The 17,928-nt window shown below is 67.2% G+C and carries 16 protein-coding genes; 6 read left to right on the top strand and 10 right to left on the bottom strand.

Going from position 1 to position 17,928, the window contains the following annotated elements; all coding sequences use genetic code 11:
• Positions 1-35: 35 nt before the first annotated feature.
• On the bottom strand, positions 36-1,325 hold the full coding sequence (locus tag ACZ1I5_RS18995; RefSeq protein WP_465170798.1) for a thiamine pyrophosphate-dependent enzyme: 1,290 nt from the start codon (positions 1,323-1,325) through the stop codon (positions 36-38).
• Positions 1,326-1,662: 337 nt separating this feature from the next.
• Here ACZ1I5_RS18995 and ACZ1I5_RS19000 point away from each other — a divergent pair, with 337 nt between their 5' ends.
• Together ACZ1I5_RS19000 and ACZ1I5_RS19005 are read left to right on the top strand one after the other, a co-directional pair.
• The gene (locus tag ACZ1I5_RS19000) at positions 1,663-2,409 is read left to right on the top strand and encodes an ImuA family protein (RefSeq protein WP_465170799.1); all 747 of its coding nucleotides are present in this window, start codon (positions 1,663-1,665) and stop codon (positions 2,407-2,409) included.
• Positions 2,327-4,192, top strand: a complete 1,866-nt coding sequence (locus ACZ1I5_RS19005; protein WP_465170800.1) for a Y-family DNA polymerase — start codon at positions 2,327-2,329, stop codon at positions 4,190-4,192. Before ACZ1I5_RS19000 ends, ACZ1I5_RS19005 begins: the two co-directional genes overlap by 83 nt.
• 17 nt (positions 4,193-4,209) lie before the next feature.
• On the opposite strand, the gene ACZ1I5_RS19010 is transcribed toward ACZ1I5_RS19005, so the two are convergent.
• Together ACZ1I5_RS19010 and ACZ1I5_RS19015 are read right to left on the bottom strand one after the other, a co-directional pair.
• Positions 4,210-4,623 (bottom strand): type II toxin-antitoxin system VapC family toxin, encoded by a 414-nt coding sequence (locus tag ACZ1I5_RS19010; protein ID WP_465170801.1) that lies wholly within the window; start codon positions 4,621-4,623, stop codon positions 4,210-4,212.
• On the bottom strand, positions 4,620-4,895 hold the full coding sequence (locus ACZ1I5_RS19015) for a type II toxin-antitoxin system Phd/YefM family antitoxin (protein WP_465170802.1): 276 nt from the start codon (positions 4,893-4,895) through the stop codon (positions 4,620-4,622). The genes ACZ1I5_RS19010 and ACZ1I5_RS19015 overlap by 4 nt, the downstream gene beginning before the upstream one ends.
• Before the next feature lie 51 nt (positions 4,896-4,946).
• Between ACZ1I5_RS19015 and ACZ1I5_RS19020 the strand changes: the two genes are divergently transcribed.
• Positions 4,947-8,291, top strand: a complete 3,345-nt coding sequence (locus ACZ1I5_RS19020; RefSeq protein WP_465170803.1) for an error-prone DNA polymerase — start codon at positions 4,947-4,949, stop codon at positions 8,289-8,291.
• A gap of 80 nt (positions 8,292-8,371) precedes the next feature.
• Here ACZ1I5_RS19020 and ACZ1I5_RS19025 read toward each other — a convergent pair whose 3' ends face one another.
• From ACZ1I5_RS19025 to hisS, 4 genes are all read right to left on the bottom strand, one after another.
• Positions 8,372-9,292 carry a DUF4167 domain-containing protein gene (locus ACZ1I5_RS19025; RefSeq protein ID WP_465170804.1) on the bottom strand — a complete coding sequence of 307 codons (921 nt, stop codon included), beginning with the start codon at positions 9,290-9,292 and terminating at the stop codon, positions 8,372-8,374.
• 255 nt (positions 9,293-9,547) lie between these two features.
• Positions 9,548-10,399 (bottom strand): peptide chain release factor N(5)-glutamine methyltransferase, encoded by an 852-nt coding sequence (prmC, locus tag ACZ1I5_RS19030; protein WP_465170805.1) that lies wholly within the window; start codon positions 10,397-10,399, stop codon positions 9,548-9,550.
• A gap of 105 nt (positions 10,400-10,504) precedes the next feature.
• Positions 10,505-11,578, bottom strand: a complete 1,074-nt coding sequence (prfA, locus tag ACZ1I5_RS19035; RefSeq protein ID WP_465170806.1) for a peptide chain release factor 1 — start codon at positions 11,576-11,578, stop codon at positions 10,505-10,507.
• Complete coding sequence (gene hisS / locus ACZ1I5_RS19040; protein WP_465170807.1) at positions 11,578-12,825, bottom strand: histidine--tRNA ligase; 1,248 nt, start codon at positions 12,823-12,825, stop codon at positions 11,578-11,580. The genes prfA and hisS overlap by 1 nt, the downstream gene beginning before the upstream one ends.
• A 92-nt stretch (positions 12,826-12,917) precedes the next feature.
• Between hisS and ACZ1I5_RS19045 the strand changes: the two genes are divergently transcribed.
• Positions 12,918-13,547, top strand: a complete 630-nt coding sequence (locus tag ACZ1I5_RS19045) for a DUF1345 domain-containing protein (RefSeq protein ID WP_465170808.1) — start codon at positions 12,918-12,920, stop codon at positions 13,545-13,547.
• A gap of 105 nt (positions 13,548-13,652) precedes the next feature.
• Here ACZ1I5_RS19045 and ACZ1I5_RS19050 read toward each other — a convergent pair whose 3' ends face one another.
• Both ACZ1I5_RS19050 and ACZ1I5_RS19055 read right to left on the bottom strand, forming a co-directional pair.
• Positions 13,653-14,126: a hypothetical protein gene (locus tag ACZ1I5_RS19050; RefSeq protein WP_465170809.1), complete on the bottom strand. Its 474-nt coding sequence runs from the start codon at positions 14,124-14,126 to the stop codon at positions 13,653-13,655.
• A 77-nt stretch (positions 14,127-14,203) separates the two neighbouring features.
• Complete coding sequence (locus ACZ1I5_RS19055) at positions 14,204-15,100, bottom strand: AraC family transcriptional regulator (protein WP_465170810.1); 897 nt, start codon at positions 15,098-15,100, stop codon at positions 14,204-14,206.
• A gap of 151 nt (positions 15,101-15,251) precedes the next feature.
• Here ACZ1I5_RS19055 and ACZ1I5_RS19060 point away from each other — a divergent pair, with 151 nt between their 5' ends.
• Entirely contained in the window at positions 15,252-16,214 is a 963-nt protein-coding gene (locus ACZ1I5_RS19060) for an SDR family NAD(P)-dependent oxidoreductase (protein ID WP_465170811.1), read from the top strand.
• Positions 16,215-16,237: 23 nt separating this feature from the next.
• On the opposite strand, the gene ACZ1I5_RS19065 is transcribed toward ACZ1I5_RS19060, so the two are convergent.
• Positions 16,238-17,005, bottom strand: coding sequence for an alpha/beta fold hydrolase (locus ACZ1I5_RS19065; RefSeq protein ID WP_465170812.1), 768 nt, complete (start codon positions 17,003-17,005; stop codon positions 16,238-16,240).
• Positions 17,006-17,178: 173 nt separating this feature from the next.
• Between ACZ1I5_RS19065 and ACZ1I5_RS19070 the strand changes: the two genes are divergently transcribed.
• Positions 17,179-17,847, top strand: a complete 669-nt coding sequence (locus tag ACZ1I5_RS19070) for a sensor histidine kinase (protein ID WP_465170813.1) — start codon at positions 17,179-17,181, stop codon at positions 17,845-17,847.
• Positions 17,848-17,928 lie beyond the last annotated feature (81 nt).

The following is a 17,928-nucleotide window of genomic DNA, read 5'->3' on the forward strand; positions in this document are numbered from 1 at the left end:
GGGCGTGATGATGTCGGCGGGATCAGTAATGTCGCTCATGACTTGCGTGCCCATGGCCGGCCCGAGGCGGTTTCTTCCGCGAGCATCTGTGCCTGTTGTTCCCGCAGATGCCAGGGCATCTCTTCGAACACGCCGTCGAACAGCGTATCCAGCGGCTGATGCAGGCCGTGGCCGAGGATGCCGTTCTGCTCGGCTTCCTTCTGCGCGCGCTTCACCTGCTCGGCGAGTTCGAGATCCTGCGCGGCGTGGCGATCCTCGTCCCATTCGCCGATATGGATCAAATGGTCCTTCAGCCGCTTGATCGGATCGCCCAGCGGCCAGGCGGTGGGTTCGCCGGCCGAGCGATATTGGCCCGGATCGTCCGAGGTCGAATGGCCTTCGGCGCGGTACGTGAAATGCTCGATCAGGGTCGGGCCCTGATTGGTCCGGGCGCGCTCGGCCGCCCAGGCAGTCGCGGCATAGACCGCGAGCGCGTCATTGCCGTCGACGCGCAGGCCGGCGATGCCATAGCCGATGGCACGCGCCGCGAAGGTGGTCGATTCGGCCCCGGCAAAGCCCGAGAAGCTCGAGATCGCCCATTGATTGTTGACGACGTTGAAGATCACCGGCGCGCGGTAGACGCTGGCGAAGGTGCAGGCGGAATGGAAATCGCCCTCCGCCGTCGAGCCCTCGCCGCACCAGGTGGCGGCGATCCGCGTGTCGCCCTTCGCCGCCGACGCCATCGCCCAGCCGACCGCCTGGGGATATTGCGTGGTGAGATTGCCGGAGATCGAGAAAAAGCCGGCTTCCTTGACCGAATACATGATCGGCAGCTGCTTGCCCTGAAGCCGATCGCCCCTGTTCGAATAGATCTGGTTCATCATGTCGACCATCGACCAGCCGCGCGCGATGAGCAGGCCCTGCTGGCGGTACGACGGGAAACACATGTCCTCATAATCGAGCGCGAAGGCAGCGGAAACCGCGACCGCCTCCTCGCCAAGGCATTTCATATAGAAGCTGGTCTTGCCCTGGCGCTGGGCGCGGAACATGCGCTCGTCAAAGGCGCGGACCAGCACCATCGAACGGAGCATCGCGCGCAGCGTATCGGGCGACAGGCGCGGGTTCCATGGGCCGACGGCATTGCCCTCGTCATCCAGCACGCGGACCAGTTGGTATGCGAGGTCGGTGAAGGTCCCGGCGCGATCGGCGGTGTCGGGGCGGCGGGTATCGCCAGCCGCTGGAATGGCGACCTCGGTAAAGTCGACCGTATCGCCGGGGCGGAACCTGGGTTCCGGCACGTAGAGCGACAGGGGTTGTAAATTGGCGCGCGGACTGTCGCTTGCCATGCTCTCTCCGATCATTGTGCGTTTCGTTCGCGTTCGCATGAGAGCAACGCGCGGATTCGCCATTCGGGCCTTGTTATAAAATTTCAAAGCGCTTGGCGAGGGTCTGGGCGGGTGATGGCGGTAGTGCGCCCCCCAGGCTCAAGCAGGTGTTTTCCGCGGCAAATGGCCTTTGTGGACGCCCGTGCCACGGCACGTGCAAAAATGCAGGCCAATCGGGCGTTTGTGGACCGAGGAACGCGCATTGCCGCACATGTCCGCCTGCCGCGCTCCCGTCGCGGATTGACTCCGGCGCCGATAGGAACAAAATAGGAACACCCTCATTCAGCGAGTCGTGTGTTTGTCGTCTGCCGCCGCCCTTTCCGCCTTACGCGATACGCTTCGCGCGATCGAGGGGGATGGGCTGCGCCGTCGTGCCGTGCTGCCCTTCGGGATCGGCCCGATCGATTCGCGGCTGGCGACGGGCGGCCTCACGCTCGGCGCGCTGCACGAGATCGCCGCGGCCAGCCCCGGCATGGGCGACGATGCCGCGGCGACCCTGTTCATGGCCGGCATCGCCGCGCGCGCCTGGGGCCCGGTCCTGTGGGTGGTGCGGCGGCGCGACCTGTTCGCGCCGGGACTGTACCAGGCCGGGCTCGCGCCCGAGCGCATCCTCTATGCCGAAGCAGGCGACGATGCCGAGCTGCTCGCGCTGATGGAGGAAGGCCTGCGCCACCGCGGGCTGGGCGCCGTGATCGGCGAGGTGAAGAGCGCCTCGATGGCCAATAGCCGCCGGCTGCAGCTCGCGGCCGAAGGCGGCAAGACGATCGCACTGCTGCTCAAGCGCCATGCGCGCGAGGGCGGCAATCCGCTCGCCGTGCCCTCGGCCGCGGTAACACGCTGGCGAATCGCCGCCGCGCCCTCGACTCCGCTCCCGGTCGAGGGTGTCGGTTGCCCGCGCTGGCGGATCGAACTGGTCCGTCAGCGCGGCGGCGAACCTCATAAATGGACGATGGAGGCATGCGATGAAACGGGTCGCCTCGCTCTACCTGCCCGACTGGCCGATCGATCGGCTGCGGCGGGCGGAACGCACCGCCGCGCCGCCTGACGCGCGCCGGACCACTCAGCCGGTCATCGATATCAAGGCAGCCCCGCGCGACGGTGGCTGGCGCCCGGGTGCGCGCTGGGCTCGGGGGGAGGATGGGCCGACGCTGCCGCGATTGAGAAGTGACGATGGGGCACCCGGTTCCTCCTCCAATTCCTCCCCGGCACGGGGAGGGGGACCGCGCTTGCGCGGTGGAGGGGCTTGGAGCGCGGCACGGTCTCGCCAAGCCAGCCCCTCCACCAGCTTCGCTGGTCCCCCTCCCCCTGCGGGGGAGGAATTAAGTGCCCCTCTCGTCACCTCGATCCGCGAGGGCAGCAGGATCCTGGTCGCTGCGACCAGCCATGCCGCGTATCTGCTCGGCATCCGCGCCGGCATGGCGGTGACTCAGGCGCGCGCACAAGTGCCGGATCTCGACATCCGTCCGGCCGATCCCGAGGGCGACCGCGCCGATCTCGAACGCCTCGCCCTCATTGCCGCGCGGCGCTGGTCGCCGATCGTCGCGCTGTCGGGCGAGGACGGGCTGTTCATCGAGCTGACCGGCACTGCCCATCTGTTCGGCGGCGAGGAGAGGATGGCGCGGCGGATCGTGCGGCTGCTCGCACGCATGGGTGTGCGAGCGCGGATCGCCGTGGCGGACAGCACGGGCGCGGCCTGGGCGCTGGCGCGTTACGGCCACCAGCCGCACAATGGGGTGACGATTTGTCCGCCAGGCGCGCAGGATTCCGCCATCGCCCCCCTGCCCATTGCCGCGCTGCGGGCCGAGCCCGGCGCGATCGAACTGCTCAAGCGGTTGGGCGTCGAGACGATCGGGGAACTTGCCGCCATGCCGCGCGCGCCGCTCGCGCGCCGGTTCGGCAAGATGCTGGTGCTGCGGCTCGACCAGGCAAGCGGGCGGATCGGCGAGCCGCTTCGCCCGGTCATGCCGCCCGAGCATATCGCCGTGATCCAGCGTTTCGCCGAGCCGATCGCGACCGCCGAGGCGATCGAGCATTGGCTGGCCCTGTTGATGCCACGCCTCGTCACCGCGCTGGCGCAGTCAGGCCAGGGCGCGCGCGCGATCGAGCTGGTCGCCGACCGGATCGACGGCGTGCCGCAGCGGCTGCGCATCGGCCTTGCCCGACCCAATCGCGACCCCGCGCATCTGCTGCGGCTGATGGTGCGCCGGATCGAGGAGATCGCGCCGGGATTCGGCATCGACGCGCTCGCGCTGCATGTGCGCCGCGCCGATCCGCTCGGCCCCGTGCCGTTCGAGGAGCGGCTCGAGGATAGCCCGCCCGACATCGCCCCTTTGGTCGATACGCTGGCCAACCGCATCGGCGCGGCGCGGCTGTGGCGCACAAGGCCGGTGGAAAGCGACGTGCCCGAACGATCGGTCGAGCCCGCGCCGGCGCTCGACCCGCCCGAACGCGCCGCGGCACCGCTCAAGCCGGCCGATGTCCGGCGTCTCGACCGCACGCCCGATCTCCATCCCTGGCACCATCGCTGGCCGCGCCCGGTGCGCATGCTGCGCCGGCCCGAGCTGCTGGATCACGTCATCGCCGAGCTGCCCGACCAGCCGCCGCGCCGCTTCACCTGGCGCGGCACGACGCACAAGGTGGTGCGCGCCGATGGTCCCGAGCGCGTTCACGGCGAATGGTGGAAACGCGCGACCGAACGGCATTCGGTGCGCGATTATTTCCGGGTGGAGGACGAGGCGGGCCAGCGCTTCTGGCTGTTCCGCCGCGGCGATGGCGAGCGCACCGAGACGGGCGATCTCGCCTGGTTCATGCATGGGGCGTTCGGGTGAACAATCCCAATGACCGTTTATTTCCCGGCGTCGATGACGCGCACATGCCCTTCGTCGGCATAGCGCAGGATTTTGCGATCGGACGTCAGCAGCGGGCATCTCAACGCTCGGGCCGTCGCAATCACGATGCGATCGGCTGGATCACCATGAATGGTGCCGGGCAGCCTTCCTGCATCGACACCCATCGCTGGCTTCAACGGCGCAAGCTTTACACCCTTCGCGTTGAAGACAAAGTCCATCCAGTCATCGACCGGCATTGCCAGATGGATGCGCCGCTTGTCCACCAGCATGGAAATTTCCCACGGCGTTATCGGCGAAATGAACGCACCTTCTTCCGCCCGGGCATCTTCGATCAAGGCACGCGCCGCATTGCCCAGCTTGTCATCCCCATCCATCAACCAGACAAGGGCGTGCGTATCGAGGACGATCATTGCTTCTGGTATAGCTCCGCGGGATTATTGGCGTCCCATTCGGCTTCCCAATTGGGATCGACCGGCTCGAAGGGATCCTCATACTTCAAGACGGATCCTTTGAGGGCTCCGAACAAAGGTTCGAGCGATCGCTTCTCTTCCTTGATGACCGACATCGTTGCCACTGGCTTGCCGCGCTTGGTGATGGTGATCGATTCACCATCGGCCTGCATCTCATCGATGAGCTTGAGGCATTTCGCCTTGAATTCGGCAGCCCCTACATATTTCGTCATCGCTACCTCCGACCTGTACATCTCATATAGTCATTTCGTGCCGCATCGCCAATGACCTATTCCGAACTGCAGGTGACGACGCATTACAGCTTCCTGCGCGGCGCCTCTTCCCCCGAGCAATTGTTTGCGGCTGCCGCGCTGGCGGGCATGCCGGCGCTGGGCATCACCGATCGCAATTCGGTCGGCGGGGTAGTGCGCGCGCTGGTCGCCGCGGAGGAGATTTCCAAACAGGGCTACCCGATCCGCATGATCGCCGGCTGCCGGCTCGACCTGGTCGACGGCACCTCCCTGCTCGTCTGGCCCGAAGACCGGGCGGCGTGGAGCCGGCTCACCCGCCTGCTGACGCTCGGCAAGGGGCGCGCCGATGCGCAGAAGGGCGAGAAAGGGCAATGCTTCCTGCATTGGGAAGACGTGGCGGCGCATGCAACGGGACTGATCGGCGCGCTGGTGCCCGGCATGACCGAGACCTTCGCGGAAGATCAGCTCGCGCTGCGCTGGATGACGGATGTGTTCGGCGCGCGCGGGCATCTGTGCCTGACGCAGCATCGCCGGCCGGGCGATCCGCTGCGGCTGCACATGCTGGCGGAAAAGGCGCAGGCGTTCGGCCTGGCCCCGCTCGCCACCGGGGACGTGCTGTACGACAGGCCTGAGCGGCGCATGCTGCAGGATGTCGTCACCGCGATCCGCAACACCTGCACGATCGACGATCTCGGCTTCCGGCGCGAACGCAGCGCCGACCGGCATCTGAAATCGCCCGAGGAAATGGCGCGGCGGTTCAAGCGCTATCCCGAGGCGATCGCGGCCAGCGAGGCGATCGTGGAGCGCTGCACCTTTTCGTTGCGCGAGCTGAGGGAGCAATATCGCTATCCGGACGAAGTGGTGATCAGCGGCAGGTCACCGCAGGACGCGCTGGCGAAGATGGCGCGCACCGCGCTGGCGGAACGCTTCGCGCCCGAACCGATCCCTCCTGCCTATACGACATTGCTCGAGCATGAACTCGCGCTGGTCGAGCAGATGGGATACGCGCCCTATTTCCTGACGGTGAATTCGATCGTGCGGTTCGCGCGCAGCCAGGAGATATTGTGCCAGGGCCGCGGGTCGGCCGCCAATTCAGTGATCTGCTTCGTGCTCGGCATCACCTCGATCGATCCGGTCTTCCACAAGCTGCTGTTCGAGCGTTTCATCTCGACCGAACGCCACGAGCCGCCCGATATCGATGTCGATTTCGAGCATGAGCGGCGCGAGGAAGTGATCCAGTGGATCTACGAGACTTACGGTGAGAACCACGCTGCGATGACGGCAGTGGTCAGCCGGTTCCGCACGCGCGGTGCCGTGCGCGAAGTCGGCAAGGCGCTGGGCCTGTCCGAAGACATGACGGCGGCGCTTGCGGGCCAGGTCTGGGGATGGTCGAGTGACGGCGTGCCGCAAGCCCATGTCGAGGCGCTCAACCTCGACCCCACCGAGCCGCGCCTCGCCCTCACGCTCGATCTGGCGACTCAGTTGATCGGCACACCCCGGCATCTGTCGCAGCACCCCGGTGGGTTCGTTCTGGCCCATGACAGACTCGACGAATTGCTGCCGATCGAGCCCGCTGCGATGGTCGATCGTCGCGTGGTGGAGTGGGAGAAGCTCGACGTGGAGGAGCTTGGCCTGATGAAGGTCGATATCCTCGGCCTCGGCATGCTCGGCTGCATGCGGCGCACCTTCGACCTGCTGCGCGCGCACAAGCATATCGATCTGCGGCTCGACAATGCAGTGCTGCAGGACCGGGACCCTGAAACCTTCGCGATGATCTGCACGGCGGATACGCTCGGCGTGTTCCAGATCGAGAGCCGGGCGCAGATGTCGATGCTGCCGCGCATGCGTCCCGACAATTTCTACGACATCGCCATTCAGGTCGCGATCGTCCGTCCGGGGCCGATCCAGGGCGACATGGTCCACCCCTATCTCAAGCGCCGGGAACAGGAGCGTGAAGGCAAGGTGGATATCGAATATCCCAGCCCCGCACTTGAAGAAGTGCTGAAGAAAACACTGGGGGTGCCACTCTTCCAGGAACAGGCGATGCAGGTCGCGATTGTTGGAGCCGGTTTCAGCGCGGGAGAGGCGGACAGGCTGCGCCGGGCGATGGCGACCTTCAAGCAGACCGGCGGTGTCGGCGAATTCAGAGACAAGCTTATCTCGGGCATGCTGGCGAACGGCATCACGCTCGATTTCGCCGAGCGGCTGGTCAAGCAGATCGAAGGGTTCGGCAGCTATGGCTTTCCCGAGAGCCATGCCGCGAGCTTCGCGAAGATCGCCTATGCCTCGTCCTGGATGAAGTGCCATCATCCCGAGATCTTCTGTACCGCCCTGCTCAACGCGCAGCCCATGGGCTTCTACGCGCCGGCGCAGATCGTCCGCGATGCGCGCGAGCATGGCGTCGAGGCACTGCCGGTGTGCATCAACCGGAGCGACTGGGACACGATCGTCGTACCGGGGACGCCGAATGCCAGGCCGCGCGATGAGCGGTTCTGGGGCACCGACGCGGACTGGCAAAGCCTGTTGCCGCTTCGGCTCGGCATGCGCATCGTGCTGGGGCTCAGCGAGGAGGATGCCGGCAGGATCGTGGAAACCCGCGCAGCCGGGCCCTTCACCTCGGTCGAGGATGCCTGGCGCCGCTCGGGCGTGAAGCCGGCGGCGCTCGAAAAGCTCGCCCGGGCCGATGCGTTCCAGTGCCTCGGCCTCAACCGGCGCCAGGCGCTCTGGGCGATCAAGGGGCTGGGCCAGGCGCCCCTGCCGCTGCTGACCGCCGCCGACAATCGGGCGGGCGCGATCATTCCCGAAGCGCGCGAGCCGGGCGTCGCGCTGACCCCGCTCACCGCCGGGCGGGAGGTGGTGGAGGATTATCGGGCGACTCAGCTCACCCTGCGCAACCACCCGCTCCATTTCCTGCGCGGCGAACTCGACCGACTACGCATCCGGAAATGCGCCGACCTCAAGACGATGAAGGACGGGGCGCGGGTCGAGGTGGCGGGAATCATCCTCGTACGGCAGCGACCGGGCAGCGCCGAGGGCGTGGTGTTCGTGACCCTGGAGGACGAGACCGGCATCGCCAACGCGATCCTGTGGAAGGACCGGTTCGAGGCGCAGCGCCGCATCCTGATGTCGGCATCGATGATCAGTGTGGTCGGCCGCGTGCAATCGGAAAGCGGCGTGATCCATGTCGTTGCCGACCGGATCGTCGATCACACCCCTTTGCTGCGCGGGATCGGCGGCCTGGATCTGCCCAACATGACGATGCCGGGCGACGGTGCGACTCATGGCGGCACGATCGATCCGCGCGACCGGCGGAGATTGCCGTTGTTCGAGACCGAGATGGAGGAGGTGATCCCGATCCGCTCGCATGATTTCCACTGATCCCTCGCTGCCGGGCGAGGCATGAAAAAGGCCGGCCCCGCATTCGCGGGACCGGCCTGTTCTCGTCGCTTCGACCCGGATCAGCCGGCCGTCGTCGTCTCGCTCGCGGGCGGACGGCCGCGACGGCGCTTGGGCTTTTCGGCCGGCTCTTCCTCGACCGTCACCGCCGAGATGCTCAGCGACGGCGGCAGCAGATTGGCCTCGAACATGGCCGGAGCTTCTTCCTCCACCGGGCGGCGGGGCGGACGGCCGCGGCGCGGGCGTTCGGCTACCGGCTCGGCGGCGACTTCAGCGCGCGGGGCTTCCTGGCGGGGCGCTTCCTGCCGGACATCCTCGTCCGAGACATAGGCCGCGCGATTGCCGCGATCGTCGCCACGGTTGCCGCGATCGTTCCGGTCGCCCCGGTCATTGCCGTTGCGTTCGTTGCCGTTCCGGTCCTCGCGGGCATAACGGCCATTGCCGTTGTTGCCCCCGTTACCATTGGCATTGTCGCCATAGCTGTTGCCGTTGCGGTCGCCGCGATCACCATTGCCGTTGCCATTACGCGAGCGCGGACGCTCGTCGTCATACTGGCCGGCCTGGTTGCCGCGATCCTCGTTGCCGCGATCCTGGCCCCGATCCTGACCATTGCCATTGCCCTGACGGGATTCGCGAACGGGCTCACGGGCGATCGGCTCGCCGTCCTCGTCATATTCCTGCTCGTCCTCGTCGAACGCCGCGCCGCCATTCTGGCGCCGGTTCTCCTCGAAGCGCGAGCGCGTCTCGGCGAGCACGCGGAAATAATGATCCGCGAACTGCAGGTAATATTCGGTGTTGACCCGATCCCCCTGCATCTGCGCGTCGCGGGCGAGAGTCTTGTATTTCTCGAGCAACTGGGCGGCGTTGCCGCGCGCGCGATTGTCGATGCGGTTGCCGTTATCCTGACGGCCCGAATTACCTTGCGGGCGCTGCTGCTGCCCGCCACGGCCGCGACGGCGGCCGGCCTGACGATTATTGATCAATTCTTGTGTGTCCTGTCGTTCGTAACCAACCCGGTCGTGCTCCAGAAATGTGGATGCATGCTCCTTGGCTCGTCGTCGCCGATCATCGGCGATACGTGCCTGCCACGGTCGCCGGACGGCAGCGACTGCATGACGAAGGAGGCGGGCAACAGCCCGTTTTCAACCGGTTATGATGAAAACGCGTGCCCCTGCTCCGCTCAATAGCGGCTGGCGACGCAATCTCCAAGCAGAATATTGTGACGTTTTTGTGCTGATTCAAGTCGCGATGAGCGCGCGGGGGTTATTACCCAGATCGCAGCGCAGCATGACCGACAGGCCCTGCGCGACGAGCAGCGCGGTGACAGCCTCCGCCTGAGTCGACCCAATCTCCAGGATCGCGGCGCCGCCGGGTGCGAGCAGGCGCGGGAGCTGGGGCGCGATGCAGCGATAGTCGTCGAGGCCGTCGGCTCCGGCGAACAGGGCCGAGGCGGGTTCATGGTCGCGCACTTCGGCGGGCAGCGCCTCGCCGGTGCCGATATAGGGCGGGTTGGCGAGGATCAGGTCGAAAGCGCCATTAATGCCGTCCGCCCAATTGCCCGGCTCGAAACGCGCGCGCTTTTCCATGCCGAGGCGCGCGGCATTGGCCATCGCCATGTCCAGCGCGACGTCCGACGCGTCAACGCCGAGGCCGGTCGCGCCCGGCCATTGGTCGAGCGCGGCGAGCAGCAGGGTGCCAGGGCCTGTGCCGAGATCGAGGATCGTCCTCGGCGCGCGGTCAGCGAAATACTCGACCGCCGCCTCGATCAGCGTCTCGCTGTCGGCGCGGGGCACGAGCGCACCGGGGCCGATTTGCAGCTCGATCGTCCAGAAGGCACGGGTGCCGGTGATATAGGCGATCGGCTCGTGCTTCAGGCGGCGGACGACGAGCGGAGCGAAGGTGGCAGGGGCCGGGTCGTCGAGATGGCGGAGGAGCAGGGATTCGCGCGTGGTGCCGAGGGCGTGCGCCATGAGGAGTTCGGCGTCGAGGCGGGGGGTTTGGGAGAGGGTAGTGAAGGAGGTGGCGGCTTCGGCAAGCGCCTGCCTTACTCCCCTCCCGCTTGCGGGAGGGGTTGGGGGAGGGCTTGTCACAGTAGCGGACCGGGGAGGACAGGCCCTCCCAGTGCGGCAGCAGCCCTGCCCCCCGGGCAGGGCAAAGAGCCGCCGCACTCCCCTCCCGCAAGCGAGAGGGGGATTTTAGCCATCCAGCGAGGCCAGGCGTTCCGCCTCGTCCTCGGCGATCAGCGCGCCGATCAGCTCGTCCAGCTCGCCCTGCAGGATTTCCGGCAGGCGATGCAGGGTCAGGTTGATGCGGTGATCCGTCACGCGCCCCTGCGGAAAATTATAGGTGCGGATCCGCTCCGACCGATCACCCGACCCGACCATCGACTTGCGCGCGCCGGCGCGCTCGGTGTGCAGCCGGTCGCGCTCCAGCTCGTACAGGCGGGTGCGCAGCACCTTCATCGCCTTGGCCTTGTTCTTGTGCTGCGATTTCTCGTCCTGCTGGATCACCACCAGGCCCGTCGGGATATGCACGATACGCACCGCGGAATCGGTCGTGTTGACCGATTGCCCGCCGGGCCCCGACGACCGGTAGATGTCGATGCGCAGATCCTTGTCGTCGATCTTGACGTCGACCTCCTCCGCCTCGGGCAGCACGGCGACGGTCGCGGCGGAAGTGTGGATGCGCCCGCCCGCTTCGGTGACCGGCACGCGCTGGACGCGGTGCACGCCACTTTCGAACTTCAGCTTGGCGAACACGCCCTTGCCCTCGACCGAGGCGATCGCTTCCTTGAAGCCGCCCGATTCGGACGAGGAGGCGGAGATCAGCTCGACCTTCCAGCCCTGCGATTCGGCATAGCGCTGATACATGCGGAACAGGTCGCCGGCGAACAAAGCCGCTTCGTCGCCGCCGGTGCCGGCGCGGATTTCGAGCATCGCGGCGCGCTCGTCGGCGGAGTCGCGCGGCAGCAGCGACAGCGCCAGCCCGCGCTCGGCGAGCGGCAGGGTCTCGCGGATCGAATCGATCTCCTCGCGCGCCATCGCGCGGATCTCGGGATCGGTCTCGCTCTCCATGCCCGCCAGCACGCCCAGCTCGGCGCGCAGCCGCCGCACCTCGCCCGCGGCGCGCGCGACCGGCTCGAGTTCGGCATATTCCTTGGAGACGGCGACGAATCGCTCGGACGGCAGATCGCCGGTCGCCATCAGCGCCTGCAACTCGTCCCGCCGCGCTTCGATCTGCGCGATCCTCTCCGCCGAGATCGTCGTCATCAGGCTCTCAATACCCTTGCGAGATCGTCGAACGCCACCTCGCTCTGCGTGCCCGCACCGAGCAGCTTGACTGAAGCGACGCCCTTGGCGAGTTCGTCATCGCCGATGATCACCGCGAAGCGCGCGCCCTGCGCATCGGCCCTGGCCATGCGCCGCTTCATATTGCCCTTGAACGCCATGTCGGTCGCGATCCCTGCGCGGCGCAGATCGGCGAGGATGCCGATGGCGCGCGCCTCGGCCGCCTCGCCCATCGGCACGATCACCGCGTCGATCCGCTCGGCCACTGGCTCGTCGATCAGCATAGCCAGCCGCTCGACGCCGGCCGCCCAGCCCACGCCGGGCGTCTCGTTGCCGCCCAGCGCGCCGATCAGCCCGTCATAGCGCCCGCCGGCCAGCACCGTACCCTGCGCGCCGAGCCGGTCGGTGACGAACTCGAACGCGGTGTGCCGGTAATAATCGAGCCCGCGCACCAGCCGCGCGTTGCGCGTCCAGGCGACGCCGGCCGCGTCGAGGCCCTTGGTCACGCTGTCGAAGAACGCGCCGGCCTCGCTCGTCATGAAGGCGTCGATATCGGGCGCAGCCTCGGCGATCGGCCGGTCCCTCGGATCCTTGCTGTCGAGGATACGGAGCGGATTGCGGTCCAGCCGGTCCTGGCTTTCCGCGGACAGATCGGCACGATGCTGTCCGAAATGGCTGATCAGCGCGGCCCGCCAGGCATCGCGCGTCTCGGCATCGCCCAGGGTGTTGAGCTGGAGCGTGACGCCGTCCGAAATGCCCAGCTCGCGCAGCAGCTGGTCAGCGAGCACCAGCAATTCGACATCCGCCATCGGTTCGGCCGCGCCGATCACTTCGGCATCGATCTGGTGAAACTGGCGATAGCGGCCGGCCTGGGGCGCTTCGTAACGGAATACCGGCCCGGCGGTCGCCAGCTTCAGCGGCGCATATTGCTGCCAGCCCTCGGTCAGATAGGCGCGCGCGATCCCGGCGGTGAATTCGGGCCGCAGCGTGATCGAACGCTGGCTCTTGTCCTCGAACGTGTACATTTCCTTCGACACGACGTCAGTCGTCTCGCCGAGCGAGCGGGAGAAGACCTCGGTCGCCTCGAAGACCGGGATTTCAAGGCGGCGGAAAGCATAGAGGCGCCGCACCGTCTCGAACGCCTCGAGCACGCGCGCGAAGCGCCGTTGCTCGTCGCCGAAGATGTCCTGCGTGCCGCGGATGCGTTTGGGGGTTTCGATACGGGCCATAAGGGCGCGCTATCTATGCGACGGCGGCGTCAAGCGCTAGCCTCTGGATAAACGCGCATCAGACCCGACGGCGCATATTCGAGGATGATGCCATGCAGCTCGGCAGGAAGATCGCGCCGACCCGATTCGTCATCTTCGTGCTGGTGTTCGTGGCGGGCCTCGCGATCCTCATCCCGCGGATGGGCAAGGGCCTGGGCACCATGGCCGCGTTCGACATCGCCAGCGCATTGTTCCTGGTGATCGTCGCCCCCCTGCTGCGTCACCGCGCAGACGATATGCGACAGCGCGCCAAGGACAATGACGCCAATCGCGCGTTGTTGCTGGGGTTGAGCGCCGTGGTTTCGCTGGTCGTGCTCGTCTCGGTCGCGAGCGAGATGATGAACGGCAAGGGCAGTCCGCTCACCACGGCCCTGCTCGTCGCCACCCTGGTGCTGGCCTGGCTGTTCTCGAACACCATCTACGCACTGCATTATGCGCATATGTACTATTCGCGCGGCGGCGGCGGCGGGGATGCCGGGGGCATCGAGATTCCCGACACCAAGGAGCCCGATTATTGGGACTTCGTCTATTTCAGCTTCACCCTGGGCATGACCTTCCAGACGTCCGACAGCCAGATAACGTCGCCGCGCATCCGCCGCGTGGTGATCGGCCACTGCCTCGCCGCCTTCGTGTTCAACATCGGCGTGCTGGCGTTTTCGATCAACGTGCTGGGGGGTGGCTGAAATCCCTCTGTTCGCCCTGAGCCTGTCGAAGGGCTGTTCTTTCTTCCCAGGAAGAGAAGAGCAGGGCTTCGACAAGCTCAGCCCGAACGGAGGGGAGCTATTGCTTTACCGCTCGCGGCGCACCGTCACCGGGCCCTGGCCCTTGATGTCGAAGAAATGCGCGCCGAGCATGCTGCGGCGATAGGATACGACGTCGCCTACCACCGGCCGGCGGCCGCTGCTGGTCGTGGTGCTCCACACGCTGCCGTCCGCCAGGCGCAGCTCGAACAGGCCGAAGTTCAGCGGCGAGATGCCGACGATCGTGCTGGTGAACCCGGATTTCGCCTGCGCCGCCTTGGCAGCCTTGGGCGGCTTGGGCGGTTTGGCCTCGCGCAGGCCGGTGCGGTTGACCGGCTGGGCCGGCTCGGCGGCCGGTGCGGGCACCTCGGCCGGTACGCCCTGCTGCCGGTCGTAACAGGCGAGGCGCTGAGTCGGATCGGCGATCGACCGGCAATCCTGCGCCTGGGCCGGCACCGCCGCGACGCCGCCGAGAACCAGGGCGGCCGAAAGTGCCGCCGACCGACATATGCTGATTGTCACCGAACCCGCTCCTATAGGATATATAATCCACAAACCCTAGCGCGCCGGACAGGCCGACGCCATAGCTGCCGTGCGACTCACGCCGCGACGATGGCCTGAACAAGCCCCTGCCCGCGCAGCCGCTCCGCGTCGCGCGCCGGCGGGCAGCCGAACATCCGCGCATATTCCCGGCTGAACTGCGAGGCGCTTTCATAACCGACCGAATAGGCCGCGCGCGACGCGTCGGCGCTGGCGATCAGCAGGCGCCGCGCCTGATGAAGGCGGAGCGACTTCTGATATTGCAGCGGGCTCATCGCCGTCGCCGCCTTGAAGTGCCGGTGGAAGGACGCGAGGCTCATCCCGGCGATATCGGCGAGCGCCTCGATCCGGAGCGGCTTGTCGAAATGGCTCCTGATCCAGCCGATCGCGGCGCGTATCTGCGACAGGCGGCTGTCGGTGATCGCCGCCTGGCGGAGCATGCCGCCCTGTGGCCCCTGCAGGATTCGGTACAGGATCTCGCGCTCGAGCATCGGCGCGAGCACCGGCACGTCCTCCGGCGTCTCGAACAGCGCGAGCAGCCGGCCCCAGCTGTCGAGCAAGGCCGGGCTCGCCGCGCCGACGGCGAAGCCGGCGGTCGGCTCCTCCGCCCGGGGCGGCAGCTCCGACAACAGCGACGTCACCATGTCCTGGTTCAGCGCCATGCCGACGACGATATAGGGCCGGTCGGGACTCGCCTTCACGATGCACCCCGATACCGGCAGGTCGATCGAGGCGATCAGCTGATCCCCGGCACCATATTGGAGCAGGCGGTCGCCGATCATCACCTGCTTTTCTCCTTGCAGCACGATGCAGATCATCGGTTCGTACATGCCGGGCAAAGCGCCGGTGGGGGCGCCGCTGACATGAATGCCGAGGCGCGGAATGACTCTGCCGCGCTCGCCATCGCCCTGGTGCCGCAGCGCGAGGGCGCACAATCGATCGAGCTGTTCCCGCATGGACTCAACATGGCGCGCGCGGCCCGCGAAACAAGCGCCGCGAACGGCGGACTGAGAGGATCAGGCAAGAACTCGACACGATCGGGCGTCCGGTTCGCGCGTCCGGCGACCAGATAGGCGCCGCAATGCCCCCTCTCCAAGGAAATCTCCCATGAGCAGCATTTTCGGCGACACCACGACCACCGACGAGGTCCTCGACGGCGTATCCCTGCGCGGCAAGCGCATCCTGGTGACCGGCGTCTCGGCCGGCCTCGGCGTCGAGACCGCGCGCGCGCTTGCCGCGCACGGCGCGCAGGTGGTCGGCGCCGCCCGCGACCTCGACAAGGCGCACCGCGCGACGGAGGTGGTGCGCGAGCAGGCCGCCAATGGCGGCGGCCTCGACCTGGTCGAGCTCGACCTGGCGAACCTCGCCAGCGTGCGCGCCTGCGCCGATGCGCTGCTCGCCGACGGCCGCCGCTTCGACGTGGTGATCGCCAATGCGGGCGTGATGGCCACCCCGCAGGGCAAAACCGCCGACGGCTTCGAGACTCAGTTCGGTACCAATCATCTCGGTCATTTCGTGCTGGTCAATCGCATCGTCTCGCTGATCAATCCGGGCGGGCGGCTGGTGAACCTGTCCTCGGCCGGGCACCGCTTCGCCGATGTCGATCTCGACGATCCGAATTTCGAGCATACGCCCTATGCCGAGTTCGTCGCTTATGGCCGGTCCAAGACCGCCAATGCGCTGTTCGCGGTCGAGTTCGACCGGCGTCACAAGGACCAGGGCATCCGCGCGACGGCGGTCCATCCCGGCGGCATCCATACCGAGCTCGCGCGCCACATGACGCAGGAGGCGATGGAGACACTGATCGCATCGATCAACGAAGCCCAGAAGGCGGCAGGCGCCGAGGCTTTCCGCTTCAAGACCATCCCGCAAGGCGCCGCGACCTCGGTCTGGGCGGCGATCGTCGCCGCCCCGGAAGAGGTCGGCGGCAGATATTGCGAGGATTGCCATGTCGCCGAGATCGTCGAGGGCGAAGGCATTCGCGGCGGCGTGCGCGCCTATGCGCTCGACCCCGACCATGCCCGCGCGCTCTGGGCAAAGAGCGAGGAGATGGTCGGCGAGCGGTTCTGAGAACCGGCTCGACTAACCGGCGATCAGGCCGCGCCGCCATCGGCGGCGCGCAGGATCAGCCCGGCGATCTCGCGCGGATGGGTGACGAGCGACAAATGACCTGAGTCGAGCTCGATGGTCGTCGCCTTCATCCGCCGCGCGAGGAAGCGCTCCAGGTCGGGATTGGTCGTGCGGTCGTTGCGCGACACGGCATAGAAGCTCGGCTTGCTGCGCCACGCCGCCTGGGTGGTGCGGCTGTCGAACAAGGTGTCGGCAATCGGCCCCTGCACGGCGTAGAGCGCACGCGCGCGCACTGGATCGACGCCATTGGCGAAGTCGCGCAGGAACGCTTCCTCGCTCAACTGGGCAAAGCCACCGGCATGAGTCAGCCCGGCCGATGCGGGCGGCGTCGGAAACTGCTTCGTCAGCGCCGGATAATCCTCGCCCGCATCGGGCGCGCGGGCGGCGACATAGACCAGGGCGGCGACCCTGGGATCGACACCCGCTTCGCTGATCACCATGCCGGCATAGCTATGGCCCGCCAGCACCACCGGCCCGTCCTGCAACGCGATCGCCCGCCTTGTCGCGGCGACATCGTCGGCGAGCGAGGTCAGCGGGTTCTGCACCGCGGTCACCTTCATGCCCGCCGCCTGGAGCAGCGGGATGAGCGCACTCCAGCTCGATCCGTCGGCATAGGCGCCGTGCACCAGAACGACGTTACAGATGGCGGGCGCGGCGGCGCGGGCGACCGGCGCAAGCGCGGCGCTCGCCATGGCGGCACCCAGGGTCAGGGTGAAAGTCCGGCGATCCATCATGACATTATTCCTCTCGGTTATGATGACGCCGGATATCTGCCGCACGATGGGCTGTTGCCATCATACCAAGGGGTGGTCCGACCCTAAACCACCGTATGATGGCCCGCCCGGCGACGATCGGGGATCACTGCAGTCCTCGGCAGCGGGAGTGCTGCCCGGAGGGGACCGTCATGATGATGACCACCATCGACCGCATTGCGCAGGATGCCCGTGTGACCGTCCTGCCGCCGGCGCCCGAACCCAGCACCGCCGACGAGGTCAACCACCGCGTGGCGAACAGTCTCCAGCTGCTCTCCGCGATGGTCTCGGCGGAAGCGCGCGGCATCCAGGATCCGGTCGCCGCCGCCGCGTTCGATATGACGCTCCGCCGGATCGGCGCGATCGCCGGTGTCCATCGCCAGCTCTACCGGTCGCACCAGGCGGCCATGGTCAATCTCGGCACCTATCTCGACGAGCTTGGCGGCGAGCTGGAGCAAAGCGTCGCCGATAGCGCCGCCGGCCGCTTCGTGATCGTGCACGCCGCCGGCGTGCACGTGCCGGCGGATGAGGCCACGTCGATCGGCATCATCGTGTCGGAGATCGTCACCAACGCCTTCAAGCACGCCTATGCGCCGGGTGAAGCCGGCATCGTCAGCGTCGTGCTGCGCGTGGGCGCGGGCGGCGGCTATCTGCTCGAGGTCAAGGATTGCGGCCGGGGTCGCGACCCGAACCAGGCCGCAAGGGGAACCGGCCTGGGCGGCCGGCTGGTCGGCATGATGGCGGCGCGGCTGGGCGGTCATCACGCCTGGCTCGACGCCAATCCCGGCACCTGTTTCGAACTGTGCGTCGGGGCGCGATGATCCCCTGGTCCCACCAATCGGAACTGTTGCGCTCGCGCACCCTCTCGTTCAGCGTGGAACCAGTCTGGTCGGGATGGCCCC

It is taken from the genome of Sphingomonas sp. BL-S-30 (genome assembly GCF_055521475.1).